Source organism: Pseudomonas folii (genome assembly GCF_014357575.1).
Classification (GTDB): Bacteria; Pseudomonadota; Gammaproteobacteria; order Pseudomonadales; family Pseudomonadaceae; genus Aquipseudomonas; species Aquipseudomonas folii.
Genome location: NZ_JACONW010000001.1, coordinates 1 through 25,334 on the forward strand (window position 1 = coordinate 1; position 25,334 = coordinate 25,334).

General features: G+C 56.6%; 26 protein-coding genes. 13 read left to right on the plus strand and 13 right to left on the minus strand.

Going from position 1 to position 25,334, the window contains the following annotated elements:
• Positions 1 to 209 precede the first annotated feature (209 nt).
• From H8S59_RS00005 to H8S59_RS00020, 4 genes are all read left to right on the plus strand, one after another.
• On the plus strand, positions 210 to 605 hold the full coding sequence (locus H8S59_RS00005) for a RidA family protein (RefSeq protein ID WP_187520009.1): 396 nt from the start codon (positions 210 to 212) through the stop codon (positions 603 to 605).
• 99 nt (positions 606 to 704) lie between these two features.
• A complete protein-coding gene (locus tag H8S59_RS00010) occupies positions 705 to 881 on the plus strand; it encodes a hypothetical protein (RefSeq protein ID WP_176469876.1) in 177 nt (58 codons plus the stop codon).
• 8 nt (positions 882 to 889) lie between these two features.
• A complete protein-coding gene (locus tag H8S59_RS00015; protein WP_343073023.1) occupies positions 890 to 1,324 on the plus strand; it encodes an HhH-GDP family DNA glycosylase in 435 nt (144 codons plus the stop codon).
• Positions 1,324 to 2,034, plus strand: coding sequence for a DUF72 domain-containing protein (locus H8S59_RS00020; RefSeq protein WP_187520081.1), 711 nt, complete (start codon positions 1,324 to 1,326; stop codon positions 2,032 to 2,034). The genes H8S59_RS00015 and H8S59_RS00020 overlap by 1 nt, the downstream gene beginning before the upstream one ends.
• Here the strand turns inward: H8S59_RS00020 and H8S59_RS00025 are convergent.
• Both H8S59_RS00025 and H8S59_RS00030 read right to left on the minus strand, forming a co-directional pair.
• Positions 1,998 to 2,987, minus strand: coding sequence for an alpha/beta hydrolase (locus tag H8S59_RS00025; protein ID WP_176469877.1), 990 nt, complete (start codon positions 2,985 to 2,987; stop codon positions 1,998 to 2,000). The genes H8S59_RS00020 and H8S59_RS00025 overlap by 37 nt on opposite strands.
• A 107-nt stretch (positions 2,988 to 3,094) precedes the next feature.
• A complete protein-coding gene (locus tag H8S59_RS00030; protein ID WP_187520010.1) occupies positions 3,095 to 3,961 on the minus strand; it encodes a LysR substrate-binding domain-containing protein in 867 nt (288 codons plus the stop codon).
• A 139-nt stretch (positions 3,962 to 4,100) separates the two neighbouring features.
• Between H8S59_RS00030 and H8S59_RS00035 the strand changes: the two genes are divergently transcribed.
• Positions 4,101 to 5,000, plus strand: a complete 900-nt coding sequence (locus H8S59_RS00035) for a DMT family transporter (protein WP_187520011.1) — start codon at positions 4,101 to 4,103, stop codon at positions 4,998 to 5,000.
• Between the two features lie 145 nt (positions 5,001 to 5,145).
• Here the strand turns inward: H8S59_RS00035 and H8S59_RS00040 are convergent, their stop codons facing one another.
• On the minus strand, positions 5,146 to 6,078 hold the full coding sequence (locus tag H8S59_RS00040) for a hypothetical protein (protein ID WP_187520012.1): 933 nt from the start codon (positions 6,076 to 6,078) through the stop codon (positions 5,146 to 5,148).
• Positions 6,079 to 6,625: 547 nt separating this feature from the next.
• Here H8S59_RS00040 and H8S59_RS00045 point away from each other — a divergent pair.
• Positions 6,626 to 7,108, plus strand: a complete 483-nt coding sequence (locus H8S59_RS00045) for a GNAT family N-acetyltransferase (RefSeq protein ID WP_095095342.1) — start codon at positions 6,626 to 6,628, stop codon at positions 7,106 to 7,108.
• 333 nt (positions 7,109 to 7,441) lie between these two features.
• A complete protein-coding gene (locus tag H8S59_RS00050) occupies positions 7,442 to 7,708 on the plus strand; it encodes a DUF1652 domain-containing protein (protein WP_095095345.1) in 267 nt (88 codons plus the stop codon).
• Between the two features lie 273 nt (positions 7,709 to 7,981).
• On the opposite strand, the gene H8S59_RS00055 is transcribed toward H8S59_RS00050, so the two are convergent.
• Positions 7,982 to 8,296, minus strand: a complete 315-nt coding sequence (locus H8S59_RS00055; protein WP_187520013.1) for a hypothetical protein — start codon at positions 8,294 to 8,296, stop codon at positions 7,982 to 7,984.
• Positions 8,297 to 8,915: 619 nt separating this feature from the next.
• On the opposite strand from H8S59_RS00055, the gene H8S59_RS00060 reads away from it, so the two are divergent.
• From H8S59_RS00060 to H8S59_RS00070, 3 genes are all read left to right on the plus strand, one after another.
• Entirely contained in the window at positions 8,916 to 10,337 is a 1,422-nt protein-coding gene (locus H8S59_RS00060; protein ID WP_187520014.1) for a pyridine nucleotide-disulfide oxidoreductase, read from the plus strand.
• A 234-nt stretch (positions 10,338 to 10,571) separates the two neighbouring features.
• Positions 10,572 to 11,507 (plus strand): ketopantoate reductase family protein, encoded by a 936-nt coding sequence (locus tag H8S59_RS00065; protein WP_187520015.1) that lies wholly within the window; start codon positions 10,572 to 10,574, stop codon positions 11,505 to 11,507.
• Positions 11,508 to 11,566: 59 nt separating this feature from the next.
• Complete coding sequence (locus tag H8S59_RS00070) at positions 11,567 to 11,809, plus strand: DUF465 domain-containing protein (RefSeq protein WP_095095355.1); 243 nt, start codon at positions 11,567 to 11,569, stop codon at positions 11,807 to 11,809.
• A 55-nt stretch (positions 11,810 to 11,864) separates the two neighbouring features.
• On the opposite strand, the gene H8S59_RS00075 is transcribed toward H8S59_RS00070, so the two are convergent.
• From H8S59_RS00075 to H8S59_RS00100, 6 genes are all read right to left on the minus strand, one after another.
• The gene (locus tag H8S59_RS00075; RefSeq protein ID WP_187520016.1) at positions 11,865 to 12,692 is read right to left on the minus strand and encodes a DUF3618 domain-containing protein; all 828 of its coding nucleotides are present in this window, start codon (positions 12,690 to 12,692) and stop codon (positions 11,865 to 11,867) included.
• A complete protein-coding gene (locus H8S59_RS00080; RefSeq protein WP_187520017.1) occupies positions 12,689 to 13,096 on the minus strand; it encodes a phage holin family protein in 408 nt (135 codons plus the stop codon). Before H8S59_RS00080 ends, H8S59_RS00075 begins: the two co-directional genes overlap by 4 nt.
• Entirely contained in the window at positions 13,093 to 13,839 is a 747-nt protein-coding gene (locus tag H8S59_RS00085; protein ID WP_187520018.1) for a hypothetical protein, read from the minus strand. The genes H8S59_RS00080 and H8S59_RS00085 overlap by 4 nt, the downstream gene beginning before the upstream one ends.
• Positions 13,840 to 14,132: 293 nt before the next feature.
• Positions 14,133 to 14,321, minus strand: coding sequence for a carbon storage regulator CsrA (gene csrA, locus H8S59_RS00090; protein WP_002554157.1), 189 nt, complete (start codon positions 14,319 to 14,321; stop codon positions 14,133 to 14,135).
• Positions 14,322 to 15,111: 790 nt separating this feature from the next.
• Positions 15,112 to 16,464, minus strand: coding sequence for a GntP family permease (locus H8S59_RS00095; protein WP_095095363.1), 1,353 nt, complete (start codon positions 16,462 to 16,464; stop codon positions 15,112 to 15,114).
• Between the two features lie 111 nt (positions 16,465 to 16,575).
• Positions 16,576 to 17,070 carry a gluconokinase gene (locus H8S59_RS00100; protein WP_027898328.1) on the minus strand — a complete coding sequence of 165 codons (495 nt, stop codon included), beginning with the start codon at positions 17,068 to 17,070 and terminating at the stop codon, positions 16,576 to 16,578.
• 272 nt (positions 17,071 to 17,342) lie between these two features.
• Here H8S59_RS00100 and gntR point away from each other — a divergent pair, with 272 nt between their 5' ends.
• Positions 17,343 to 18,359: an HTH-type transcriptional regulator GntR gene (gene gntR, locus H8S59_RS00105; protein ID WP_187520019.1), complete on the plus strand. Its 1,017-nt coding sequence runs from the start codon at positions 17,343 to 17,345 to the stop codon at positions 18,357 to 18,359.
• Between the two features lie 35 nt (positions 18,360 to 18,394).
• Here gntR and H8S59_RS00110 read toward each other — a convergent pair whose 3' ends face one another.
• The gene (locus H8S59_RS00110) at positions 18,395 to 19,549 is read right to left on the minus strand and encodes a glycerophosphodiester phosphodiesterase (protein WP_187520083.1); all 1,155 of its coding nucleotides are present in this window, start codon (positions 19,547 to 19,549) and stop codon (positions 18,395 to 18,397) included.
• A 452-nt stretch (positions 19,550 to 20,001) separates the two neighbouring features.
• Complete coding sequence (locus H8S59_RS00115) at positions 20,002 to 21,930, minus strand: transglycosylase SLT domain-containing protein (protein WP_187520020.1); 1,929 nt, start codon at positions 21,928 to 21,930, stop codon at positions 20,002 to 20,004.
• A 215-nt stretch (positions 21,931 to 22,145) separates the two neighbouring features.
• On the opposite strand from H8S59_RS00115, the gene H8S59_RS00120 reads away from it, so the two are divergent.
• Positions 22,146 to 24,062, plus strand: coding sequence for an ATP-binding cassette domain-containing protein (locus H8S59_RS00120; protein ID WP_095095369.1), 1,917 nt, complete (start codon positions 22,146 to 22,148; stop codon positions 24,060 to 24,062).
• 191 nt (positions 24,063 to 24,253) lie between these two features.
• Here H8S59_RS00120 and H8S59_RS00125 read toward each other — a convergent pair whose 3' ends face one another.
• Entirely contained in the window at positions 24,254 to 24,694 is a 441-nt protein-coding gene (locus H8S59_RS00125; RefSeq protein WP_095095373.1) for a universal stress protein, read from the minus strand.
• Between the two features lie 109 nt (positions 24,695 to 24,803).
• On the opposite strand from H8S59_RS00125, the gene H8S59_RS00130 reads away from it, so the two are divergent.
• Positions 24,804 to 25,241: a hypothetical protein gene (locus H8S59_RS00130; protein WP_187520021.1), complete on the plus strand. Its 438-nt coding sequence runs from the start codon at positions 24,804 to 24,806 to the stop codon at positions 25,239 to 25,241.
• Positions 25,242 to 25,334: the final 93 nt, after the last annotated feature.

Here is a 25,334-nt window from a genome sequence, read left to right on the forward strand (position 1 = left end):
GGCTGAAGCCGGTCCCACGTCATCAGTGATTGAAGTGGGAGCCGTGCGTGCCCGTGATTCAGGCACCTCGGTGTATCAGGCAATTGGCTAATCGTTCATCGCGAGCAAGCTCTGCTCCCACAACGTTCTGTTTGTACTGCGCGCTGCCTGGTGATTACCCTGACCCGTATAATCCCTCTTTCTCAGCAAAACTCTCCACAGGTAACCCCATGCCAGACCGCGAAATCATTGTTCCACCTTCCATGGGCAATATCGTCGAGCGCGCAGGTTACGTTCCGGCAGTGAAGGTTCAAGGCACGCTGTACTGTGCCGGGCAGATCGGGCGCACGCCGGATCTCGAGGTTATTTCCGATCCTGAGCAGCAGTTCATTGCCTGCTGGGAAAACCTGCGCACTGTGCTTGCCGAAGGCGATTGCAGCTTTGAGGACGTCGTGGAGATGACCACTTATCACGTGTCGATGAGCGAGCACATGGCCGTATTTCGTGACGTCAAAGAGCGTCTGTTTCCCCGTGGTTTGTGCGCCTGGACCGCCATCGGTGTATCTGAGCTTGCTGTTCCGGGGCTGCTGCTTGAGATCAAGTGCATCGCGGTTCAGCGTGGCTAAGGTTCATCAGGCCAGGACCAATCATCCAATAAACCGAACTCGTGAGCGGGTCTCGTTTCCAAATCGGGTCATTCATTAAAAGACCTTGCGAGGAATATCATGAGTACAAACCCTGTAGACAGCCAGGCCGCCCAGACTCCGGGACCGAATCCCAGCCCGAGCGAGTCGGATGGAAGGTCCACTTCTGACAATGATGTGCGTAAGGCCGATATCAACGAAGTCGAGCCCGATGATCCCGATGTAGCTGGGGTTGATGCTTCTGATACGCCAAGCTGATACGTACCGTGGCGAGTAAAGTCATCACGGCCCATGACCTGGCGATCGACTTGAAGAGCGGTGGTGAAGTCGCCCTGTTCAAATGGTTTATCGCCAGCTTCCTGATGGGCAAGCGCATTCAGGCTGATGTCGCGGCGCAGGCTTATCGGGTCATCGTCGATCAGCATGGTTGCGACTCGCCGCGCAAACTGGCCAGTCAGTCACATCGGCAGTTGGTCGCGATGCTCGGTGAGGCGCACTACGTTCGTTATGACGAAACTACCGCGACACGTTTGACGGCGCTGAGCAAAAAACTCATTGAGGAATATGCCGGAAAGATGGGCGAAATCCATGGCTGCAGTGACAGTCGCGCCGGATTCGAAAAGCGTCTTGGTGAGTTCGACGGAGTAGGGCCAAAGACCGTCGAAATATTCATGCGCGAAGCGGGCGAGGTGTTGTATTGATTCAGGTCGGTTGCGCGGGCTGGAGTTTGCCCCGCGAGCACTGGTCCGAATTCGGCGCAGAGGGCACGCACTTGCAGCGCTACGCCACGTCGCTATCTGCCGTCGAGATCAACAGCTCCTTTTACCGTCCGCACCGCCCGCAAACCTGGCAGCGCTGGGCTGAAAGCGTGCCTGCCGGTTTTCGGTTTTCAGTGAAAATGCCCAAATCCATCACCCACGAGCATCGTCTTCAGGGCTGTGAGCATCTGCTTGAGCAGTTCCTGACTCAGTGCCTGCATTTGAAGGACAAGCTGGGTTGTATTCTCGTGCAATTGCCGCCCTCGCTGACTTATGACCCGACAACCGCAACGGCCTTCTTTGAGGCCCTGCGCAAAGGCTATGAAGGCAGCCTGGTGATAGAGCCCCGCCATGCCAGTTGGCAGGATGCCAGGTTGCTGCTCAGGGATTTTCATGTCGGCCAGGTGGCGGCGGACCCATCACCCATTGTCGGTGCGAATGCGCCGGGCGGCTGGCCGGGTGTTCAGTATTGGCGACTCCACGGTTCGCCGCGCATCTATCACAGCGCCTATGAACCGGCCTGTTTGCAGGAGCTGGCGGTGAAATTAAAGACCGCCGCCGACGCTGGCCTGGAAACCTGGTGCATCTTCGACAACACCGCCAGCGGGCACGCCGTTCACGATGCGTTACTGCTGCGCAAATTGCTGGCTTGAGCAGGCTGCTCTTGCTGCGTTCTATTTTCCGACGTCGCTGCGTTCGCAGGGGCAACACTGGACTTGAGCAATGCCTGAATAGCCTGGCTGTATGCCTGTCGGCCCACTCGCATGCTGTTGTTATGAGTACCGCCCGGCACCAGCAATAGTTTCTTCGGTTCCTGCGCAGCGGCAAACAATTCCTCGCTAAAGCGCGGCGGCACATAGCGGTCGTCCATGCCATGCACGATCAACACGGGCATATGAATGTCGGCGATCTTGTCGACGGAGTCGAATTTCTGCGACAGCAACCAGCGCACTGGCAGTGAGGTGTAGTTAGTCGCCACCGCGGTGGCGACGTCGGCCAGGGTGGTGAAGGTCGACTCAATGATCAGCCCGCGAGCCTGCGCGGGTTGCGTGCCATCCTGAGTATCGCGACCGAGTTCGGCAGCCAGATCCACGGCGACTGCACCGCCCAGCGAATGGCCGTAAATCAGGCGACGACTGGCATCCGGTTGCAGCAGCTTGAGGCGCTCCCAGGCGATGCGGGCATCTTCGTAGACGGTGCTTTCTGACGGCAGCGGGCCACGGCTTTCGCCGAAACCCCGGTAGTCGATTGCCAGCACCGAGAAACCCAGAGCGTGCAATTCTTCAATACGAAACAGTTGGCCGGTCAGGTTCCAGCGTGATCCGTGCAAGTAAAGAACGGCCGGCGCATCTTTGCGATTGGCAGGCCACCACCAGCCGTGAATGCTTTGCGACAGGCCGAATTGCGGAGCTTTGAGTTCCAGCTCCTGCACATTGGCCGGTAACCCGCTGTACCAGCTGGCGGTGCCGGGTTCGATGCGGAAAACCAGTTCGCGCTCGGTGTGTTGCAGGACGGAGCAACCCACCGGCAAACCGATGATGAACATCAGCATGCAGGTCCAGGTAAGCCAGCGCGCCCGAATGCGAGCCAGAGAAAACATGGCCATGGATTACTTCCCCCGACTTTTCAAGCGAAAGGCTGACTGTAACGACGTTGTCATGATACCGATTGATAGATCGGTTACAGAATATTGCGGGCGCAGCCGGTCGGGTTTCATGGACGGAAGTGATCGTCGATCAGGCCGACCATGATGTCGCAGACGGCGCTTGAAACTCCTGGAGCTTTGACCAGTTGCCGTTCGTGCAGCGGAAGGGGGGGCAAGCCTTCATCCCGACCGAGAATGCGCATCTGCGCACTGACCCGCCCGCGGTCAATGATGCCGATTGCCATTCCAGCGCAAATAGCCGTCTCCAGAGCACTGGAGCTCGCCGACATCACCACCGTACGCCAGGCTCTGCCAATTTCATTCAGGGCATTGACCGCGACGTTCCGGTAAGGGCAGCCCTCGCCGTGCAGGGCCAGCGGGGCTGGCTTGTCAGGGGCCAGTTGATAGCCCGGAGCGGCCACCCAGACGGGCTCGGTGGTGCCAAAGGTGTGCAATGGCCGATCAGCGCTCACGGCATGCACCGGTACCACCACCAGCGCCAGATCCAGTTGGCCACGCTGCAGTTGTTCGTTGAGCCGACCGCTGGACGCGGTTTCAACTTCCAGTTCTATCTGCGGGTAGCCACTGGTCAACGGGCTCAGCGTGCTGTGTAACAGGGCCGCTGCATATTCTTCGGAAATGCCCAGTCGCACTCGACCGCTGATCGTCGGGCTCGCGAAACCGGCCAGCAGTCGATCATGGACATGGAGTAGCTCGGCGCTTTGCAAGGCAAACCGACGGCCCAGCGAGGTCAGGTTGACGGTCTGGTTATCCCTTTCCAGCAAGCGGCCACCGGCGATCTCTTCCAGGCGGCGAATATGCAGGCTTACCGCCGAAGGACTGCGATTGAGAAAAGTCGCCGCGGCGAGGAACTGCTCGAAACGCACGACGGCTTGAAAGGTACGCAGAAGATCAATATCCAACGTGCTTTGCATGATTTATAAATCCTGCATCAGTGATGCTGATCATTTCGTTTGATTGAAGTACGCCCCCATTCTTAACATCACACTCATTCAGCGCAATAGGGGATGTTCAATGAATGGGCAGACGGTTGAAATCGTTGATGAGGCCAGCATGTCAAGGACCCCATCGGTCTCCGGATCCAGATGGATAAGCGGTGTGCTGTTGGCCGCCATGGTGCTGAGCTGGAGTTCGGGATTCATCGGCTATCGCTATGCCTCGGAGCACAGCGGGGTGATGTTGGTGACGTTCTGGCGATTCGTACTGGCGGCGCTGTTGCTGTTTCCGTGGGTATTGGGCTCGTTGCGTGAACTGACTTGGGCCATCGTGCGCCAACAGATGCTGGTAGGGCTGTTGGCTATCGCCGGTTTCATCGCGGCGATTGCCTTGTCTATTGAATTAGGCGTGGCGCCGGGCACCAGTTCGCTGATCGCCAATTTGCTGCCACTGAGCATTGTACTGTCGGCGGGGCTCGTCCCCGGACAGCGTACTCGTGGCTGGCAATGGCTTGGGGTGGCGTTGTGCATCGCCGGCATGCTGATTGCCAGTGCGGCGAGTGTCGAGCTGTCCGACGCGCCACTGTGGGCCTACGGTTTGCCGGCGCTGGCCGTCCTGTCGTTGACGGCGGCAACCATCTATCAAAAAAAGACAGATCAAAAGAAGACATCGCCCGTCACGGTGCCTGCCATGACTTCATTGTTCATACAGATCTGCGCGGCGTTGCCGGTCTTCGCTATATTGTCGATCCTTGAGGGTGGGATTACTCCGGTGCTGTCCACTGGATTCGGCGGCGCCGTGCTATGGCTGGTGGTCTGCTCAACCCTCGGTGGCTATGGCTTCTACTGGCTGTGCCTGAAGCGATTCAACATGCAAAGCGTCAGTGGCGCGTTGTTTCTGACCCCTCCCGCGACGATGGTCTGGGCCTGGCTGCAATTCGGCAATCCTTTGAGTACCGGTGCAATAGTGGGTGTGGCGCTGACACTGGTCGGGTTGCCATTCCTGCGCAGGCGCTGAACGACGCCCATAAAAAAGCCGCCTGCCCGTAAGGGGAGGCGGCCTGGACCCGATCCGTTACATCAGGATCGCAATCAGGATGATGACCGGGATTGGGACACCGAGTAACCATAGAAGGATGGAAGGCATAGTCGTTCTCCTTGGCTTAAAGAGCCGTTGTTGTAGCGGGACGTTCGTCGAGGTAAGTCACTGCGTCGCGACGACGACCGCCATAAATGGCAGCGAAGCTGGCGAAGAAGGCACCGCACAGCAGCGAGACGAAGGTCCACAGTGCAGTCATCGCGGCGACTTTCGCAGCGGTGTCGGCCGCTTCTTTAGCAGCTACTTTGGCGTCTTCTACGGCCTTGCGAGCCTGACCATAAACCTGATCAACGCGACGTTCGGCATCTGCCTGGCTAAGGTTGGTGCGTTGGGCAATCATCTGGGCCAGATAGGTACGGTCTTCAGGGCTGATCTGACCGTCATTGCTCAGCGTGCGGCTGAAGATGCGCAGGACTACGCCATGGGCAGCGTCATCACTCACAGCAGCAGGGCGATCATCACGGAACAGGCTGTCGATGTAGTAGCCGTAATCCTGGCTGCCGGCGTTGCTATTGCTCGCCGCGCTGCCTGCTACTTGAGTCACTGCACCCGCAGCACCGGACGCCACACTGGCACCGGCTTGAACGCCGCCGCCAATAATGCTGCTGACCGAACTGGCGATGAGTGTTGCAGCGACCAGCGTTGCCACGGCCCAGGACAGGAAACCATGGGCTGTGTCGCGGAAATACACTTCATCGCCGTGCAGATTTGCCCACTTCACGCGGAGACGGCCAGCGATATAGCCGCCCAGACCGGAAGCAATGATTTGGGTAAACGCCAGCCAGATGACCGTCGAAATACCAACGCCCTTGGCGCTGATGCCTTCGTTGGCCCATGGCGATACTGCCGAGAAACCCAAGCCGAAGCCCAGTAGTATGAGAATTAAGGAAAGCGCAGCGGCGCCAGCGGCACCCGCAAAGATCGCCCCCCAGGAAACACCTGAGTGGTTTGTCGATTCTTGCGCGGCAGAGTTGAAAGTGTCGGGGGATGAAATCATTATTTTTCTGCTCCGTGAAGGATTTTGTTACAGCGTCCCTTAAAGCGTTGCAGTGGTTATGCCAGAAAGGCATTTAATTAAATTTCATATAATTCAATGGTTTAAGTTATTTAAAGATTTTTGAATCATGCATTCTGCAAGGATGCGCTATTTGTTACAGGCGTTCTGCATGAGTGGGGATTTAGTGGTGCATCAAAGCGTTGCGCTACTTTCTTGAACACGGCTATTAACGGCATCGACTGGCTAATGCTTTCTATATAAGCGATCTTTCTGGTTCTTATAGAACGTTATCCCGCACCCAATCAATGATCTGTAGAAGCTGCCGAAGGCTGCGATGTCGGTGTGTCAGGGTAAACGCTTCGCAGCGTTCGGCAGCTCCTACAGGACATTTCAAATCGCACATCCTTTAAAAGCATAACAACGGGATAAATGACCAAAACGGATCGAGCAGTGCCGGATTTTTGTCATGGGCAGACGTGCACGGAGCGATAGTTCGCATATAGTGTTCACACGCTTGTTATTTCCATCTTCAAGAGGTCTCTGCCCAATGTTCTTGAACCGCCCACTGGAAGAAAAAGACATCCCTGCCATCTGTGCACTGCCGCAGAATGTCGACGAGCTGTTTTACATGTTCCCCCGCGCTATCTGGCCGCTGACGCCTCCGCAGTTGCTGGATGCGTTGCACAATCATTCCGATTCGACGGTCATCGAAATGGATGGCGAGGTCGTGGGATACGCCAATTTCGCTCGTAGCGATTTTCGCGGACGCTGTTCGCTGGGCAATGTGATTATTGCTCCTAAAGCGCGTTCGCGCGGGGTAGGGCGTTACCTGATCGGCTGCATGATGGAATTGGCATTCGACAAGCATGAGGCTAGCGAAATGACAGCATCGTGCTACAACCATAATGTGCCGGGTCTGTTGTTCTATCCGAAGCTGGGGTTCCGGCCCTACGCCATCGATGAGCGCCGGGACAAGCAGGGTGGACGAGTGGCATTGATTCATCTGCGACTGCCCCGTCATGACGACTGAAGCCTGACACTGACCGTCAGTCGCCAAAAAGCGGCTGGCGGGAGGGTATCGAGGGACTGTTTTGGCACTTTATTGATACCAATCATGTAAACAAAGTGATGAATATTGTTAAGTGAACCGTTTCTTCTGGTTGTTTATATAAGCGTCCATGAACAGGATTGAAAAAGGGCGCAGAAATGCCCGTTGCTTCAACGTGGTGCAAAGCGTATAAGTAAACATGCCTTCAATTAAATGGCGACGTTTGTTTGGCGGCAATCAAAAATAAACATTGATGTATCACTGTGTCCATCGTGGCAGGAATTCAGCCACGCGCGATTTAACAAGGAGAAGGACATGATCGCCTACAGACTTTCCACACTCGAGTTGAGAAGCATCATCGAGAGTGCGTTTTTACCCCTGCGCTGCACGTGTAGCGTATCCCCGGATTCCATGACCGTGCAGATCATTGATCCTAATTCGGAAAAGGTTGAATTGCTGGTGACCGGGATTTCCCTGGATCGCCTCAACACCACCCGTGATATATCCGAACTGGTAGCAGAGCTGCGCTACGACCTTGCACATACCCGGCACCACCACGGCAAGGCCCGCATTGCTGTTTGATTGAACTGAAAAAAACGTCTGATAAAGCCGCCATGGTAGACCCTCAGGGGACTCGATAGGCGGCTTTCGCATGTGTGGGGTTGTATCGGTTAAACGATGGACATACCCATCAACCCGATCGGCGCGGGAGTCGGCTGTTCATTGGTAGGCATGAACGTTGAGTCTCGTGGCGTTACACGATGTAATGTTTTGCAACGTGTTAATAGCCTGGCGCTTATTGGCATATATCCTTATGCCAACTTCAATGCATGAATATCCAAGTTGTACGATAACTTAATGTATCGCCCGACGATGTTCATTTTCGAACAGTAACTTGAACGGTTCTTCACTATTACTGTTCACTTCGCAGCAATCCCGTATCGGGCCCGCCTCAATTCTTCCTTCCAGAGCTACCCGGATGGCTGCAGATTTGAGCAGATAGTCTGGAACTTCGCCCAGAATTGTCAGCTCCCGCAAGCTCTGGCCATTCTGTTCAACTGTGGTCAGCCTTACCCTGCAGGTAGCCTGCATGGGGATCGGGCCGAACAGGGTTTCACGGGAATAGTCGATTTCAGCGATACTCGAGCGATTGTTTTTTGCAACGTTCATGTCTGCGGCCTCTGCACCCATTAAGCTTTTTTTACGTCCTGTGACATTGATTCCCGCGCTTTCAGATAGTTCTCCCTTGAAGACAGGCGGAGCACGCCGCTGATCGGACGTTTACCGGTCAGCGCGCCGGGGCTGGAGATCAGGCTTCGGCAGGCCGGATTTCCATGAATCGACCGGGTCAAACGAGTGTAAAAATTCATAGGTGGCTTGTGAAAGAGCTGTTTAATGTCGTCAAAAAATAATTAGTTTATTAATCAGTCAGTTATATAAAAAATAGCTGGGTGTAAAGGTTTGCCGTGAAATTGACACTTTGCCGGATGTTTGAAATTATCTCCTCCACCTTCAGGACGTGTATCCCTGCGTCCATTCCTTGCCAATAGCCTCTCTTTCTCCACCCCGTGTAAATCCTCTGCGGTAGCGTGGCCCTTCGATATCGATCACGCCTTCCGCCAGATTTCTGCACCCGATAAGAAATCCCAGCCCCGGCTATTCAGCTCGGGGTCTGCAGTTGTGTGCCTGAGATATTCCTCTGCCAATAACGGGCTCTCGCCTGCTCGATTGCTGGACTCAGTCCTGGTTGCATCGCGTTTACGTCTCTATCACTTGAAGGAGCCTCACCATGCTTGGAGACTATCTGGAAACTATCTGCGGTTGCGTTATAGCGGGGGCAGGGCCTGCGGGTATGGGGCTGCTGTTTAATGCGTTGAAAAACGGAACGTTGCCGGACCTTGCTCGTGAGGGATTGATCATCGTCGATTCCAGTGCCGCCCCTGGGCCGGGGAGTCTCGGTGATTATCGAATCACGGCCAATTCGGTGGGGGACGTCTTCCTTGACTGTCTGCGCGACCCTGCGCTGATTGACGTATTCGGTCCGCTGGAGCACTCGCCGATCTATTGGCGTATCCGTCGTCAGGCCCATAGCGCACCGCAGCTGTCCGACATCGGTGAGTTGCTGGCCGAAGCCTCGAAGCTGATGCTGGACTTTATCGTCCAGCGTTATGGCGTCACGCTTTGGCACAGTACGACTGTTACCGAAGTGATCAAGGACGGTGACGAGTATGTGGTCTGGGTCGAGAACGAGGGACGTACCCGCCGCATTCGCAGCCGAACGCTGGTGCTTAACTTCGGCGGTCGGCAGGATCCTGAGTACCTGCGTGAAGGACTGGCTGCTGAAGGTTTGCTGCTGCGTGAGTCGACCACCATCATGAGTTCTGACCGTCTACTGCGCATGAACGCCGTGCAGTTGCGTGAAGCATTCGCCCCGGCTTTGGCGGACTCGGGCAGGATTACTGTGGTGGGCGGTTCCCACAGTGCTTTTTCCATGCTTGAAAACCTCGCCGATGCGCTGGAGTTCGCCGGTCTCAAAGAGCTCACGCTGGTACATCGGTCCGCCATCCGCCTGTTTTATGAGAGCCCTGAACTGGCGTTGGCCGCCGGTTACGCTTTCCATCCCGTGCGCGATGTCTGTCCGGTATCAGGACGGGTCAATCGTTCCAGCGGGTTACGTTATCGGGCGCTGGACGTCGGGCGTGAGGTGCTGGCCCGCGGCAGGGTCGGGAAAACCGGAGTGCAGGCCCACACCTTTCAGATTCAGGGCGGAGGTGCGGGGGAATATGAGCAGGCCGCCCAAGCGCTGCTGGAGTCCAGTGTGGTGGTGCAATGTACGGGGTATCAACCACGCCTGCCGGTTCTCAGCCATTCGGACGGCGCGCCGATTACCTTGCGCCAGGTAAAGGGCGGCGTTGACTCGGATCTATCGGGCTGTCCGCTGGATGTTTCGGGCCAGCGCCTGCAGGGTCTGCATCTGTTCGGCATCGGCGCTGGACTTGCCGCAGATGAGCGCCTGGGCAGTGAGCCTTCGTTCGATGGGCGGATATATGGGGTCTGGCAGTTTCATAACGACGCGTCCAACGCAGTAATCGATGCGCTTATGACCCGTCTGCACCACTCCACCCCGGAAGCGGTAAATCCTAACCGCAGCCTGACGGAACGGTTGGAGGAGGGCCTGCCATTTTTGTTTCCGGGGCTGGTCGGGTTGTAGAGTTGACTGCCGCCTAGTCGCTCCAACAGGTCCGTGTTTGCCGCGAGACAGCGCGGTGCCTCGAGTTTCGGGGTTCTCCTGCAACTAAAAACCTGCCATTTGTAACTCACCGAGCTGAACAACGCATTGAGGCAGGCAAGAACATCTTCTACGCTCAACGTTTAACCGCGCTGTGAGTCCGCCGGGGTGAGTCTGGTTGTCGGCGTGCGATAGCGTCACGGGAGGTCGATATCAATGCGCATTTTGATCGTTGGGGCGGGAGCCATTGGTGGTTATTTTGGTGGGCGACTCCTGGAAGCGGGGCGTGACGTTTCATTCCTCGTGCGTCCGGGCCGGGCCGATGAGTTGCAACGCGATGGCCTGATTATCCGTAGCCCCCAAGGCAATATTCTGTACCCGTCACCGCCGTGCGTGCTGAGTAACATGCTCGACGGTCCTTATGATCTGATTGTTCTGAGCTGTAAAGCCTATGATCTGGACTCTGCCATGGACGCGTTTGCGGCGGCGGTTGGGCCTGACACTGCGATCCTGCCATTGCTGAATGGCATGGCGCATCTGACCCGTCTTACGGAGCGGTTCGACAGCACCAATGTGTTGGGCGGTCAGTGTCTGATTTCCGTGGATCGCAGCACCCTGGGCACCATTCTGCATCTCAATGACCGGCATCAGTTGTCGTTCGGTGAGCTCAATGGCGCATCGACGCCTCGTATTTTACGAGTTGCCGAAGCCTTGGCTGATGCGGGTTTCGAAGCGAATTTCAGCCAGCACATTGTTCAGGACATGTGGGACAAATGGTGTTTCATCGCAACCCTCGCCGGAATCACGTGCGCAATGCGCGCCAGCCTGGGGGATGTTCTTGAGGCGCAGGGGTTGCCGCTGGTGGTGAAGCTGTTTGCAGAGTGTTGCAGCATCGCTGCGGAGCAGGGCCACCCGTTGGATGAGGCGGTTCGTCAGCGTTACTTGAGGATGTTGACCGCCCCTGGATCGAAGCTGAGCGCGTCGATGTTACGCGATATGGAGCGGGGCGCATCGATAGAGGCAGAGCATGTATTGGGTGATCTACTGCTGCGCCGGGATGCTCAGGGGCCGACGTCGACGTCATCTGTTCTGGGTTTTGCGTATACCCATTTGAAGGCTTACGAAGTACGCCGCTTGCGTGAGCAGGCATAGCGTTGAAGTAGAAAGGGCGAACGTTCGCCAATGAGTCATTGCAGTCAGAGAGGTGTTCCATGCCGGTCAAGCACGATTTATACGCGGATCTGAAGCTTACTTGTGAGCAAGTGGCCGAGCGCCGGAAGGCGGATAGCAAGCTCAATCACTTGCTGGATGATTATGCCCGGATTGATAGCGAGGTCTTGGCTGCGGAGTCTGGCCCTGCAGGGGGGATTGGTGATGACGAGTTGAAAAAACTCAAGGAAAAAAGGCTGCTGATCAAGGACAGGATTGTTCAGCGGGTTGAGTCTCCAGAGTGAGACCAAGAAGCTTGTACCGCGGGCTTGCCCGCGATACAGGCGATGCAAGTGTTGACTAACCCAGCCCGGAAGACATATCCACCGTCGTACCCTGCTGAGCCGTGCTGCCAGGCGCCGCTGATTTCACCTCATCGACCACGCCTTTCGCTTCCTGCGCGACCTTTTCGTAGCCTTCGGTGGCGGTCTGTTTGACCTTCTCCGTCAGGGTGTCGCTGGCCTGGCCCATCATCTGGTTTTCCCGCTCGGTCGAAGGGAGTGCCGCACCCAGGGCCGCGCCTAGCGCTATACCGATAGCGGCCAGCGCCAACGGCTGTTCTCGCAGCATATAAGTGAGGCTTGATTGCACTTTGCGGGTTTGTTGATGCAGGGAGTCAGTAGCGTCGTGGCTGCCTTTGTTCAAGCGCTCCCCGGTGGCGGAGAGTTTTTCACTGACGTCGTCAGATACCTGCCCGGATTTTTCTTTCATGCGTTGCGCGGTTTCCTCGATTCTGGATTTGGCGCTGCCAAACGTGTCCGTCAAGCTGTGAGCCATGTCGCTGATTCGCTCGCCCAGAGGGTTTGGGCTTGAGGAAGCGGTAGACGGCGATGGGCTGCGATTTTGCCCCATCATCAACCACAACAGCCCGACCGAGGTCAGTACCGTTGGCAGTGGATTGGTCTTCACCGTATTACCCAGATTACTGAAAAACTCACCGCCGGTTCCTTTGCCATAGCTCAACGCCTGGTCCAGCAATTGGCCGGGAGAGAATTTGCCCTCCAGTGCATCTACGATGTTGCCGATGCTGGAACGCTGTGCGTCGATTTCCCGCTCCAGGGTTTCCGGGCTTTTGTACGAATCGTTGTCGAAGCTTTCCGGTGTGTCGAAAGTGCTGTCGATGCTCATGAGACTTTCCTCTGGATAGCGTCCTTGTCTTTTTGCAGGGAGCTGACGGTGCGCTCTGGTGTCAGATTTGACGCATCGAATTGTTTTTTGCCGGACTGGATCATGATGAAGCCGATGACCATGGCGATCCCCCCGACGATCAAGGCGGCAAGCCATGGCTGCATGATATTGGCCAACGCATAAACCGCCGCCAGCAGCACAATGACCAATCCAGCCAGCATGACCACTGCGCCGCCACTTACGGCTGCGACGCCGGCTTTTGCGGCTGCGATGGACTCTCTGGCTTCCGCTTTGGCCAGTGCCAGTTCCTTGCTGAGCAAGGCCGGAACTTCATGCGCCAACTGGCGAATCAGGCCCAACGCTGAAGTATCGCCTTCCGGCGGTGTATTGGGAGACATGCTCATGACACATCTCCTCGTGACAGGCCTTCTTTATGTTGCGCATCAGCAGGCAAGTCGCTATCGAACAGAGTTCCCGGCCCGCCCGGTACCGATGAGCCTGTCGCATCAGGCGTCGTACTGCGGTCGACGATGCCGGGCCTGCCGCTGTGATAAACATCGCCCATGTGCGCATGGGTGACGGGAGGGACATGGTCTGCCTCAACAATCGGGCTCGACGCTGACTGGTAATTGCTACCCAATTCATCATCTGGCCTTACGGGGCGTATACCAGGTGACTCGGTGGACGGCTGAACCGGATTGGGTGTCTTGGCTTCAGCTGGACGCTGATCTGGATTCGATGCCTTGAGGAATCGTGACAGACCAAAGCCCAGCGCCACGCTGCCGGTGACAAACAGGGCCGGATTATCCCGAGCCAGTTTGCCCGCCTGTTGCAGAAGTTCATCAATGCTTTTGCCGCGCAGATTACCGGCCAGCGTGGTCATGTTCTGAGCGAGGTCGGTGACGTAATGAGACAGCCCCAGCGTGTCACCGCCCTCCATTTGTTCGGCAGCCGATTGTGCGCTGTGGGCGAGGTTTTCAATCTGGTCTACGGCGGTGTCGCGATACTGCTCGAACTGAGCCGAGCCATGCTCTTTGGCGCTGGCAACGGCTGCCAATGCATCTTCTTGCAGGTTGTGCAGATGATCCTGCGGCGGGTCGTTGTTCTGGTCAGTGGAGCCGGCCGGATTTTGCGACGTTGTGTCCATGTTAGTCACCGTCATTGCTATTCATGAAAATGAAGAGCGTGCTTGGCTCACTACTGACTACGGGCTTTGCAACGATCCTGTGTGCATGAGGTTGAGTGAGGTTTTTCAGCAGGAGTTCTGGTTGGCGGACAAGTGGTCGTCAGCGGCAAATAGCCATACGCCAGGCGGTGGTGTGGCGTCGAAGGGGAAGGCTGCAAATAAACCAGACATAAAAAACGGCGTCCGGAGACGCCGTGGCCAACTCGCCCGATTTCAGGCGGGTCGGTTTGAATGCGGGGGAGGTAACGATCAGATCATTGTGGGTCTTGGTTCGGGGCAAGTTCTGCCTGAATGCGTTTGTAGATTTCTTCGCGATGCACAGAAACATTTTTCGGTGCGTTGATGCCCAGGCGTACCTGAAGGCCCTGAACGCCCAGAATCGTGACGGTAATCTCGTCACCAATGTTTATGCTTTCGCCTACTTTGCGGGTGAGTATCAACATAATCGTTTCCTTGATGGCCTCTCAGCAGGAGGCTGGCGTGTGCCTTTGCGTGGTAATAGTTGCCGAGTACATCCAAATGCGTCCATCAATATGACGTTACAGGTGCGAATTTAATTCCCTCGGTACATTTTTCTGTCATCAAAACCGGTTCCCGGCCCGATGAGCGCGCCAATTCTGCCTGTTTTTGATAGCAAAAGCCCGTATTTAGCTGCTCTGCCGGACACCTTTCTTTACAGAGCGTGAAACACGTACTTATCCGGCAGCATTTTCATGTAATACATCACGCTGTGCCACGATACATCCCTGATCGCTTATCAGCGTAGGCGTAACTCAAGAGATACGCTGGACTCTTCTGAAAATATTGATCGAAATCGCCACAAGGCTCGTAGGACTACAGGGACAGGCAGGTCGGATGGGTCTGATCTTGAGAAGGGATTTGCGTCGGATAACGTGAATGGGCTCCACGAAAAGTAAACGTGGGCAGAGCGGGTTTGAAGTGCCCGGCATCGTCGCTGCTCCGCGTGAGCAGTGTTCAAAGATTGGACTGGGTTGTTAGTCGCGATAGTGCAGACGATGCGAGGCGAGCGCCATTGGGCCATGGGTGGCCGTCGGCGTGTCTACATCATGGCACCGGAATGAAGGAACCCCTGCGGAGCAGGGGCCGTACGTCAGCGATAAATGGTTTGCCCCCCTTTGCCGAAACAAAGGGGGCAACCATTAGGGCGAAACCAGAGAAGACTGGTCCGTTATTTTGTTGTTGCCACGGGATGTGAAATCCAATCGGCCAGGATCAAATCACCATCGACAACAGCAGGATGAAGATCAAACCGACCACCGACAGAATGGTTTCCATGACGGTCCAGGTTTTGAACGTCTCTGCCACTGTCATATTGAAGTACTGCTTCACCAGCCAGAAACCTGCGTCGTTTACATGGGACAGAATCAACGAACCTGCACCCGTCGCCAACACCAGCAACTCACGGTTAACGCCCGGGATCAGACCAATCACCGGCGCCACGATGCCCGCACCGGTAATCGTTGCCACCGTCGCCGAACCCGTCGCAATACGAATCACTGCAGCGACCAGCCAGGCCAGCATGATCGGGTTGATCTGCGCCTGCACTGCCATGTTACCGATCAGGTCGCCCACGCCGCTGGCTACCAGCATCTGCTTGAAACCACCGCCCGCACCTACGATCAGTACGATAGCGGCTACCGGCGTAAGGCTTTGATCCAGCAATTTCATGATTTTAGTGCGATCAAAACCACGCGCTGAACCGAAGGTGTAAAAGGCTAGCAGCAAGGCCGCGAGCAGGGCGGTGATCGGGTGGCCGATGAAGTCCATCCAGATGCGGAAGCTATTGCCTTCAGGCAGCACCACATCAGCGAAGGTCTTCAGCAACATCAGGAACACGGGCAGCAGGATGGTGACCAGCGTGATGCCAAAACTTGGTAAGTTGGTCGCGCTCGACTCTTTACCGATCTGCTCCATCAACTCCTGCGACGGGGTGCCCGGTACGTATTTGGAAATCCACTTGCCATAGATAGGACCGGCAATGATTGCAGTAGGCAACGCCACCAACAGGCCGTAGAAAATAGTCTTGCCAATATCAGCGCCGAAGATCCCGATGGCCAACAGCGGCCCCGGGTGTGGCGGTACCAGACCGTGAACGGCAGACAGACCGGCCAGCAACGGGATGCCGATCTTGACGATGGACACGCCGGTACGACGAGCAACGATGTACACCAGCGGAATCAACAGAACGAAGCCGATCTCGAAGAACAGCGGGATGCCTACCAGAAAGGCAGCAAACATCATTGCCCAATGCACGCGCTGCTTGCCGAACGAGCGGATCAGCGTCTGCGCGATCTGATCAGCACCACCGGAATCGGCCATCAGTTTGCCGAGCATGGTACCCAGGCCGAGGATGATACCGACGAAACCCAGCACGCCGCCGAAGCCGTCCTGGAAGGCTTTCATGACTTTTTCCACCGGCATGCCGGACGTCAGGCCAAGGAAGCCTGCGGCAATCGTCAGTGCGACGAAAGGGTGGACCTTGAATTTGGTGATCAGCAGGATCAAGCCGATGATGGTAACCACCGCGTCGACCAACAGGTACGTCTCGTGTGTCATACCGAACATAGATGTCTCTCCGGTTATCTTTATTGTTTATGGAGCTACGGCTAAACGCTGTCGTTCCACATTTTCAGCACATTTATGTGCAAGACAGCGCTGTCTTTCGCGCCCACGCCTTTAGCTGGCTTTCGACGCTTTCCACCAGTTCGCTGCTTGAGTGCTGATCTCGTCTATAGACGCATTACCAGCATCCACGACCAAAGTACGATCTTCACCGTAAGGTGGTTCCAGCGTTGCGAACTGGCTGTCAACCAGGCTGGCTGGCATGAAGTGACCGGGGCGATGGGAGCAGCGATCAACCGCCACCTCCTTGGTCAGTTCCAGAAATACAAAGCCTAGACCAGGCACAGCGTTGCGCAGGCGTTCGCGATAAATCAGTTTCAGAGATGAGCAAGTGAGGACGGGTTGTTCGCCATTACTCAACGCTGCGGCCATTTCTTTACCCAGCGTTTCGAGCCAGCCTGCTCGGTCTTCGTCGTTGAGTGGGTGGCCGTCGCTCATCTTCTTGATGTTGGCGGGGGGATGAAAGGCGTCGCCTTCGATCAGGCGGCCTCCGCTCTTGGCGGCAATCTCGGCACCGACGGCGCTCTTGCCGCAGCCCGAAACGCCCATGATCACCAGAGCGGAAATAGCAGAGTTCGCAGTTGTCACAGTAGGCCACCTTAGCTGGAGACAGCGCTGTCTTTGTCAGCTTGGACATAAGTACAGCAAGAGCTGGTTCCAGTTCTTGTCATTGTTTTGAATGAATCGGTCTTCATCGGACTGTACTCGAAGTCAACAAAATGACTGAAAGCATTGGCAGGGTCCACGAGACAGCGCTACCTTAGAGCCCATCCACCGCCTTTGGCAACCCCCGATGTTTATCCCTGTGTAGTTGGCAACGCATGACACGCAATGGTTCCCGCTCTACTGGTCGTCCTACCCTGAACGAAGTGGCTCGTCAGGCGGGTGTTTCACCCATCACCGCCTCCCGCGCGCTGCGGGGTGTCAGTACCGTAACCCCGGAGTCAGTGGAAAGGGTCCGCGCTGCGGCACTTGCCCTGGGCTATGTCGCCAACCCGGCGGCGCGGGCGCTGGCGTCGTCCCAGAGCCAGACCGTCGTGGTGCTGGTGCCGTCATTATCGAACCAGCTGTTTATCGAGACACTGGAAGCGATTCAGAACGTACTGCGCACCCGTGGCCTGGACGTGGTGATCGGTAACTACCATTACTCCCCCGAAGAAGAAGAGAACCTGCTGCGCAACCACCTGGTGAATCGACCCCGCGGGTTGCTGCTCACCGGTTTCGATCACACTCCTGCACTGCGTCAACTGTTGGTCGCGAGCGGCGTGCCTTGCGTGCACATGATGGAGCTGGACACTGTGCGCGGCGCGTATTGCGTAGGGTTCTCGCAGATTCAGGCCGGTGCCGAGGCGGCGCGTCATTTACTGGGCCGCGGACGTAAACGGCTGGCGTACATCGCCGCGCAACTCGACCCGCGCGTCATGCAGCGAGGCGAAGGCTTTCGTCAGGTGCTGGAAGAGCAGGGGCTTTACGATCCAACCCTGCAAGTGATGACGCCGCAACCGTCTTCCATCGGTCTCGGAGGTGAGTTGTTCATGCAGTTGATGACGCAGCATCCGGACGTGGATGGTGTATTTTTCTGCAACGATGACCTTGCACAAGGCGCAGCGCTTGAAGCGTTGCGTCGTGGTATCGAGATTCCGCAGCAGGTGTCTCTGGTGGGCTTCAATGATCTGCCCGGTTCGGCGCATATGGTCCCGCGGCTGACCTCGATTCGCACACCCCGTGAAGAAGTCGGGCAGCGTGCCGCTCAATTGCTGTTGGGGCTGATCGATGGTGTCGCGCAGAAACCCCAGGTGGACCTGGGGTTTGAGCTGGTAGTGCGAGAGAGCTCTTGAGCAAGAGCGCTCTTGAGCAAGAGCCTCAGGACGGATCAGTAACCGTTGCGCTTGAGGATGGTATCCAGGCTTTCTTTGGCCGGACGACCATAGAACTTCAGCAGTTCCGAAGTACGGTTGGTGAAGAAGCCATCAACGCCGTCATGACTGATTTGTTTGAAGTCAACTTCCTCATCCACGGTGTACGGGTGTACCACCATGCCTCTTTCGTGCGCCACGTTGTTCATCCATGGTTTGACCAGGTCCATGTAGCTCTGGTCGCCACCGTTGGTGAGCTTCGCTGACGGACCTGTACCGATTGCGCCGTGGGCCTTGGCCCAGTCGACCCAGGCGACAAATTCTTCCTGGGTTTTCGGCTTCTGGGCACCGTAATACGTGGCTTTGTCTTTCGCACCTGAGTCTGCGAAGGCCACATCGGATTCAGGTTCGATGGAGCCTTTACCGATCCACAGCAATAGCACCTTCGGCACTTGCGGCATCTCTTTCTGCAACAGCACCAGGCTTGGCTTCTCGAACGTTTGCAGCACAACACGGCCGGGCATGTGCGCAACGTTCACATAACCGGCGGCGGCAGCAGGGCGGCTGCTGAGCCAGCCGCGTTTGGCGAGTACTTTCTTGAGGTCTGCTTCGATGCCGGGAAACTGGCTTGGCGCTTTGGTTTCGATGTACAGACCGGGCTTGTTCTTGCCGCCTTCGGCGATATCAATTACTTCCTCCAGCGTCAGGATCTGCAGACCGGCATAAGCCTCGCGCGCGCGATCAGGGTGAGCCTTGTTGAACCAACTGCCCGCATCCAGTTGCTTGATCTCATCCAGAGTAAAGGTGTTCAGCGGATCTTTGACTCGCTTGGGGAAGACCTGTGCGATGTTGGTCGTGCGTTCTAGCGTGTCATCGTGCAGGGCGATCAACACACCATCCTTGGTGCGCTGAATATCCATTTCCAGATAGTCAGCGCCTTGATCACGCGCCACTGTGTAGGCGGGAATGGTTTCTTCGGGGGCGTCATAGGACGCGCCGCGGTGGGCAATCACCGCGGGCCACGGCAAGCCGATTTTGGCGCTCAGGGCCTTGCCAGGCGGTTCGGCCGAGACAGCTGGCGCTGAGGCCATCATCAAGCCTGCCAGCACGCTGCCGGTCAGAAGGCTGCTCAAGGGCGTCTTGAGAAGCAGCGTTTTTGAAATTCCTTTCAGCATGGTCTCGATAATCCTTCTTTTTGTGATCATTGACGATGAGGTCGATCATAGCCTGCAAAACCTGATGCAGAGCTTTAACAGCCTCTGGTTGGCCCGGCAAGTGTTGCGTCGTTCTTTGAATGTTGATGTCGTTACGCATACCCTGTAGGAGCTGCCGAAGGCTGCGAGGCATTCTTCCAGACAAACCCGCCATCGCGGCCTTAGATTTTTTCTGTTGGAGCGAGGCTTGCCCGCGAACCAGTCAACTCGATAAATCACATTAACGGCGTTATGGTTCTTCGCGGGCAAGCCTCGCTCCAACAGACACCCAGACTTTCAGCTAAAGGGAGGGATGCTTCAAATAACAACCACCAGTTGATCAGCCTTTTGTTGCAGCGCAATGAAGTCGGCATCACAAACAAAAATGCCAGTCAGGGTGGCTGACTGGCATCGGGTATTGCACAGGTTACTTACAAATCATCAAAGAACCGCTCATGCCAGTCCACCAGCGGTTGTGGCGAGTTGAGCTTCTGGCCGTAGATCACCGAGTAGGACAGTACGTTCTGCACATACTGGCGGGTTTCGTCGAATGGAATGCTTTCTACCCACACATCAAAGGCCAAGTGATTGGCACCCTTGAGCCACTGCCTTACGCGTCCGGGGCCTGCGTTATAAGCAGCGGAAGCCAGTACCCGATTGCCATTGAACTGGGCGTGGACCTGGCTCAGATAGGCTGCGCCCAGCTGGATATTTTTATCCGGGTCCAGTACCTGCTGTGGCGAAGCCAGCGGGATGCTGAATTTGCGCGCAGTTTCCTTGGCGGTGGCAGGCATCAGTTGCATCAGGCCGCTGGCGCCAACGCCGGAGCGGGCATCGTCCATGAAGGCGCTTTCCTGTCGTGTGATCGCAAACACCCAGCTGGAATGCAGGCCACGCACATTGGCTTCACGGACCAGGGTATCGCGGTGGGCCATCGGGAAGCGGATATCCAGATCGTCCCAGTACTGCGCCTGGCTGATGGTGCGAATGGCAGGGAAGTACCATTTCAGGTCGTAGGCCAGTTTGGCCTGGGCAACCATTTCATCACGGTTGAAGTGGCGGCTGACGTGATACCACTCACGACGGCCGTCCACGATCTGCCCGCGGGCATGGAATTCCAGTGCGCGACGAACGCCCGGTGTGTTGCGAACCTTGTTGATCAATGCCTGGCTGAGCACCAGCGGCTTGTTATTGATCTGATAAGCGCTTTGGGTCCGGTCGGCCGCCAGGAAGCCATAGAAATCACGCTCCTTGGCCACATCTTTATAGAGTGCCGGGATCAGCGGGCTGTGTGGTTGGGCCAGCTCCAGCGAGCGGGCTTCCCAATAACGCCAGCGATTGGTGTCGGCCAGGTCTTTGGGCAGACGACGGCTGAGTTCGTAGGCATCTTCCCAACGACCGAGACGCAGCAACAGGCGCAGACGCCATTCGGTGACTGTGTTATCGCGCAGGTCCGGGTCGTATTTGGTCATGACCTCCAGAGCACGACCATCGTAACGGCGTGCCAGGGTAAGGCCGATTTCCTTGGCGATCTGCACTTGTTCCTCATGGGAGAAATGCATCCTGGCCGAATAGCCATCGAGCATCTCCATGGCTTTCTGCGGATCTTGCTTGGCCAGGCGGCGAAGGCCCAGGCCGACCACGTCGGACATCGCCTCATCGACCGGAGCGAACTGTGCCGGGTTGTTGAGCATTTCCGGCTTTTTGGCAATTTCCAGCAGCAGCTTGCCCTGGGGCGCAAGGCTGTTAAGGCTGTTGACAAGTGTGGTTGCCAACGGATAGTTGCCTGCCTGAGCGGCGAGCTTGGCCCGCTGCCAGCGTTTCTGCTCCGGAAGCTGACCGTCAGCGGCCCATTGGGCAAAGAAACCGTCACACGCGGCTGGCAAGCTTTTGCCGGTCATCCAGAGCTTCTCGGCGCTGGCGTAGCCCTCGGCTTTCTTGCCATGTCCCAGCAAGTACTGGCCATACAGGCAGTCGAGTTCCACGAAATTCATCTTCGGGTCGTAATACTTGACAAAGGTTGCCCAGTCGCCTCGTTCGGCAAGCCAGCGCAGCCAGCGCAACTTCATCCAGTTGGCTTGCGGCAGGTCGCCGTGCTCGGCGAGAAACTTCTCGATTTCCGGATTGCTTGCAGTCTTCAGGCGGGCAGTGAGCTCGTCGTAAGCCAGATAAGGCTCGAGAGGATAATCCGCGAGTGCCGCAGCATAGGCCCTATAGGGGCCGGTATCGCCCTTGGCCAACGCGCTTTTGGCCACATCGTAATACTGGCGCTGTTGATTGAGATCTGCGGCGAAAACAGTTTGAGCCGCAGTAGCAGAGAGGAGCATGCAGGAAAAAAGGCTGAACAAGCGACTGCGCATGAGACTTCCGAGCAGATGAATCGTGAAAAGTAACCCTAGCTTAGCCTTTTGCCAGCTCTGGTTGAAAGCGTTGCGGACCGAGGGTTCGCAACTGGAAACAAATGAGGACGACTCAAGGCGCGTCGTTGCGCATTCCCGGCAGCGCGCTTGTCATTGAAACCCGACATATGGCTTCTATCTCAGGTAGAATGCGCCCCCGGTTTTTGGAGAAGCTCATGACCCTGCTCAAATTCAGCGATGTGTCCCTTGCGTTCGGCGCTATGCCGTTGTTGGACAAGGTATCCTGGCAGATCGCCCGTGGTGAGCGGGTGTGCATCATCGGTCGTAACGGCACTGGCAAGTCCAGCATGTTGAAGCTGGTCAAAGGCGTGCAAAAGCCCGATGACGGCGCAGTCTGGCGCGCGCCAGGCCTGAAAATCGGCGAATTGCCTCAGGAATTGCCAGTAGCCGACGACCGGACAGTGTTCGACGTGGTTGCTGAAGGTCTGGACGGTGTGGGCGCCTTGCTGGCCGAGTATCACCACCTTGCGCAGAACTGCGTCACCGAGGACGACCTGAACAAGCTGATGCATGTTCAACAAGACCTCGAAGCCCGTGATGGCTGGCGCTTGCAGCAACTGGTCGACAGCACACTGAGCCGCCTGCAATTGCCTGCCGACAAGACCCTCGCCGAGTTGTCCGGTGGCTGGCGTCGTCGTGTGTTGCTGGCCCAGGCGCTGGTGTCCGAGCCGGATCTGCTGCTGCTCGACGAACCAACCAACCACCTGGACATCGGCGCGATTGCCTGGCTGGAAGACGCGCTCAAGGAATTTCAGGGCGCCGTACTGTTTATTACGCACGACCGTTCCTTCCTGCAGAATCTTGCAACCCGCATCCTCGAGCTGGACCGTGGTGGTCTGATCGACTGGAACGGCGATTACGCCAGCTTCCTCGTTCACAAGGAAGCCAGTCTGGCGGCAGAAGAAACCGCCAACGCGCTGTTCGACAAGCGTCTGGCTCAGGAAGAAGTCTGGATCCGTCAGGGCATCAAGGCCCGTCGTACCCGTAACGAAGGCCGTGTGCGTGCCCTCAAGGCATTACGCGTTGAGCGTGGCGAGCGTCGTGAACGCACCGGCAAGGCCAATATCCAGCTGGATACGGCTGACAAATCCGGCAAGCAGGTTATGGTTCTGGACAACGTCAGCTTCGCTCACCCGGGCGGCCCGATGTTGATCAAGGATTTCTCCATGGTCCTGCAGCGCGAAGACCGCATTGGTCTTCTGGGTGCCAATGGTACCGGCAAGACCACGTTGCTCAAGCTGATGCTCGACAATCTGCAGCCAACCAATGGCTCGGTGGAGGTGGGGACGCGTCTTGATGTGGCGTACTTCGACCAGTTGCGTCATCAGCTGGACCTGGAGAAAACCGTTATCGACAACGTCGCCGAAGGTCGCGACTTTATCGACATCGATGGCCAGAGTCGGCACGTATTGAGCTATCTGGGCGATTTCCTGTTCAGCCCGCAACGTGCCCGTACGCCGGTCAAGGCGTTGTCCGGCGGTGAACGTGCGCGTCTGTTGCTTGCCAAGCTGTTCAGCAAGCCCGCCAACCTGCTGGTCCTCGACGAACCGACCAACGATCTGGATGTGGAAACCCTGGAGCTGCTTGAAGAGGTGCTGTTGACCTTCAAAGGCACCGTACTGATGGTGAGTCACGACCGGGCATTCCTCGACAACGTCGTGACCAGCACCCTGGTGTTCGAAGGCGAAGGCAAGGTCCGCGAGTACGTCGGTGGTTATCAGGACTGGCTGCGTCAGGGCGGCTCACCCAAACTGCTGGGTGTGACTGACTCCAAGTCGGGCAAGGCCGAACTGGCCACTGCAGTGGTTGAAGCTGTGCCGGTTGAGGCCAAGGAAATACCCGTGGCGAGCGCCAAGAAGAAACTCAGCTACAAGCTACAGCGCGAGCTGGAAGCCCTGCCTGAGCAGATTGACGAGACCGAAGCGCAGATTGCTGCCCTGACAGCCGAAATGGCCGAACCTGGTTTCTATCAGCGTCCTGCCGAGCAAACAGCTGCGGTACTGGCGCAACTGGAAAACCGTCAGGCGGAACTGGACGGTTTGCTGGAGCGCTGGGCCGAGCTTGACGCCTGATACTCAAGGCAAATAAAAAGCCCGGATCACTGATCCGGGCTTTTTATTGGGTGGCGCAACTGGCAAACAAAATATAAATCACTGAGTAGATACGATTTTCATGTGGGAGCGGTGCTTGTCCGCGATTGGGTTTACAGATTATCGCGGGCAAGCACCGCTCCCACAGCAAATGCATCAATCCTGTTGTTGAATCACTCCGCCTTTTTCAGGCGAACTGCGAGTACATCACAAGGTGCGCCATGCAGTACGTCGTTAGCTGTTGAACCAAGCAACAATGCCAGGCCATGACGGCCATGACTGCCCACGACGATCAGGTCGCATTTTTCCTTGATCGCCAGCTCGTGGATTTCCTGGCGAGGCTGGCCATAAACCAGATGAGCTTCACCAATGTGGGTATCCGGGTACTGAGCCTTCAATGCGGCAAGCTTCTCCTTGGCTTGATCAAACTGCTGTTGCTGAAGTTGCGAAAGATCCATCGGCACGTCGCCGCCAAAGGCCATGGCCATCGGCTCGACGATATGAACCAGCGACAGTTTGGCCCCGTTGCGCTCGGCAATTTCGCGACCGCGGGAAAGGACAGGGTTGCACTCGTCAGTCAGGTCAACGGCGACCAGAACGTGTTCATACTTCATGAGGAAGTCCTCCTTAAGGTTGCGATGTATTCAGTATGGCTCTTTCAGCCCGATCTGGGCAGGCCATTATCTTCATCAATGGGTTAGCAGATAAAAGGCAGCAAGCAATATGACGTTCTGGATAATTCTGTCAATCGTTGGCGTAATGCTCAGCCCATTAGTGTGGCTGCGGCCGTCCCGTCAGCAGGGCGGCAGAATGGCCCTGCGTATGGAGGCCCGGCGCATGGGGCTTGCCATGCAGCTGTCGGCGCAGGACTGGCCGCACTGGCTGGCAAAAGAGCCGCCAAGCCCCTGCGCGCAATATCATCGGCCCCGACGCGGCAGCAAACCGTCCGTGTGGGTGTATTGGCAGGCTGAGGCCGGCGTCTGGCTCAATCAGTGGCGTGAGCCCTGTGAGGATGCTGTGTTGCTGACGCATTTCAATACCCTGCCGGCAGACGTCTACAAGGTCGAGGCTGACCCGCAGATGATCACTTTGTATTGGGGCGAGAAGGGCGAGGCGGAGGTGTTGCAGCGTATTGCTGCGGTGCTGAAAGCGCTGGCGTAACGTTCGCCGGATCAAATTTCAGGCATTAAAAAGCCCGATAACAACATCGGGCTCGGGTTGGCCAGGCAGGCCGGTAATTCTGTAGCGCTTTGC

What these genes read in the sequence shown, in the direction of transcription:
- H8S59_RS00005 (WP_187520009.1), top strand. Translation starts at nt 210, where the DNA reads ATGCCAGACCGCGAAATCATTGTTCCACCTTCCATGGGCAATATCGTC.
- H8S59_RS00010 (WP_176469876.1), top strand. Translation starts at nt 705, where the DNA reads ATGAGTACAAACCCTGTAGACAGCCAGGCCGCCCAGACTCCGGGACCG.
- H8S59_RS00025 (WP_176469877.1), bottom strand. Translation starts at nt 2,987, where the DNA reads ATGGCCATGTTTTCTCTGGCTCGCATTCGGGCGCGCTGGCTTACCTGG.
- H8S59_RS00030 (WP_187520010.1), bottom strand. Translation starts at nt 3,961, where the DNA reads ATGCAAAGCACGTTGGATATTGATCTTCTGCGTACCTTTCAAGCCGTC.
- H8S59_RS00035 (WP_187520011.1), top strand. Translation starts at nt 4,101, where the DNA reads ATGTCAAGGACCCCATCGGTCTCCGGATCCAGATGGATAAGCGGTGTG.
- H8S59_RS00040 (WP_187520012.1), bottom strand. Translation starts at nt 6,078, where the DNA reads ATGATTTCATCCCCCGACACTTTCAACTCTGCCGCGCAAGAATCGACA.
- H8S59_RS00045 (WP_095095342.1), top strand. Translation starts at nt 6,626, where the DNA reads ATGTTCTTGAACCGCCCACTGGAAGAAAAAGACATCCCTGCCATCTGT.
- H8S59_RS00050 (WP_095095345.1), top strand. Translation starts at nt 7,442, where the DNA reads ATGATCGCCTACAGACTTTCCACACTCGAGTTGAGAAGCATCATCGAG.
- H8S59_RS00055 (WP_187520013.1), bottom strand. Translation starts at nt 8,296, where the DNA reads ATGAACGTTGCAAAAAACAATCGCTCGAGTATCGCTGAAATCGACTAT.
- H8S59_RS00060 (WP_187520014.1), top strand. Translation starts at nt 8,916, where the DNA reads ATGCTTGGAGACTATCTGGAAACTATCTGCGGTTGCGTTATAGCGGGG.
- H8S59_RS00065 (WP_187520015.1), top strand. Translation starts at nt 10,572, where the DNA reads ATGCGCATTTTGATCGTTGGGGCGGGAGCCATTGGTGGTTATTTTGGT.
- H8S59_RS00070 (WP_095095355.1), top strand. Translation starts at nt 11,567, where the DNA reads ATGCCGGTCAAGCACGATTTATACGCGGATCTGAAGCTTACTTGTGAG.
- H8S59_RS00075 (WP_187520016.1), bottom strand. Translation starts at nt 12,692, where the DNA reads ATGAGCATCGACAGCACTTTCGACACACCGGAAAGCTTCGACAACGAT.
- H8S59_RS00080 (WP_187520017.1), bottom strand. Translation starts at nt 13,096, where the DNA reads ATGAGCATGTCTCCCAATACACCGCCGGAAGGCGATACTTCAGCGTTG.
- H8S59_RS00085 (WP_187520018.1), bottom strand. Translation starts at nt 13,839, where the DNA reads ATGGACACAACGTCGCAAAATCCGGCCGGCTCCACTGACCAGAACAAC.
- csrA (WP_002554157.1), bottom strand. Translation starts at nt 14,321, where the DNA reads ATGTTGATACTCACCCGCAAAGTAGGCGAAAGCATAAACATTGGTGAC.
- H8S59_RS00095 (WP_095095363.1), bottom strand. Translation starts at nt 16,464, where the DNA reads ATGTTCGGTATGACACACGAGACGTACCTGTTGGTCGACGCGGTGGTT.
- H8S59_RS00100 (WP_027898328.1), bottom strand. Translation starts at nt 17,070, where the DNA reads ATGGGCGTTTCGGGCTGCGGCAAGAGCGCCGTCGGTGCCGAGATTGCC.
- gntR (WP_187520019.1), top strand. Translation starts at nt 17,343, where the DNA reads ATGACACGCAATGGTTCCCGCTCTACTGGTCGTCCTACCCTGAACGAA.
- H8S59_RS00115 (WP_187520020.1), bottom strand. Translation starts at nt 21,930, where the DNA reads ATGCGCAGTCGCTTGTTCAGCCTTTTTTCCTGCATGCTCCTCTCTGCT.
- H8S59_RS00120 (WP_095095369.1), top strand. Translation starts at nt 22,146, where the DNA reads ATGACCCTGCTCAAATTCAGCGATGTGTCCCTTGCGTTCGGCGCTATG.
- H8S59_RS00125 (WP_095095373.1), bottom strand. Translation starts at nt 24,694, where the DNA reads ATGAAGTATGAACACGTTCTGGTCGCCGTTGACCTGACTGACGAGTGC.
- H8S59_RS00130 (WP_187520021.1), top strand. Translation starts at nt 24,804, where the DNA reads ATGACGTTCTGGATAATTCTGTCAATCGTTGGCGTAATGCTCAGCCCA.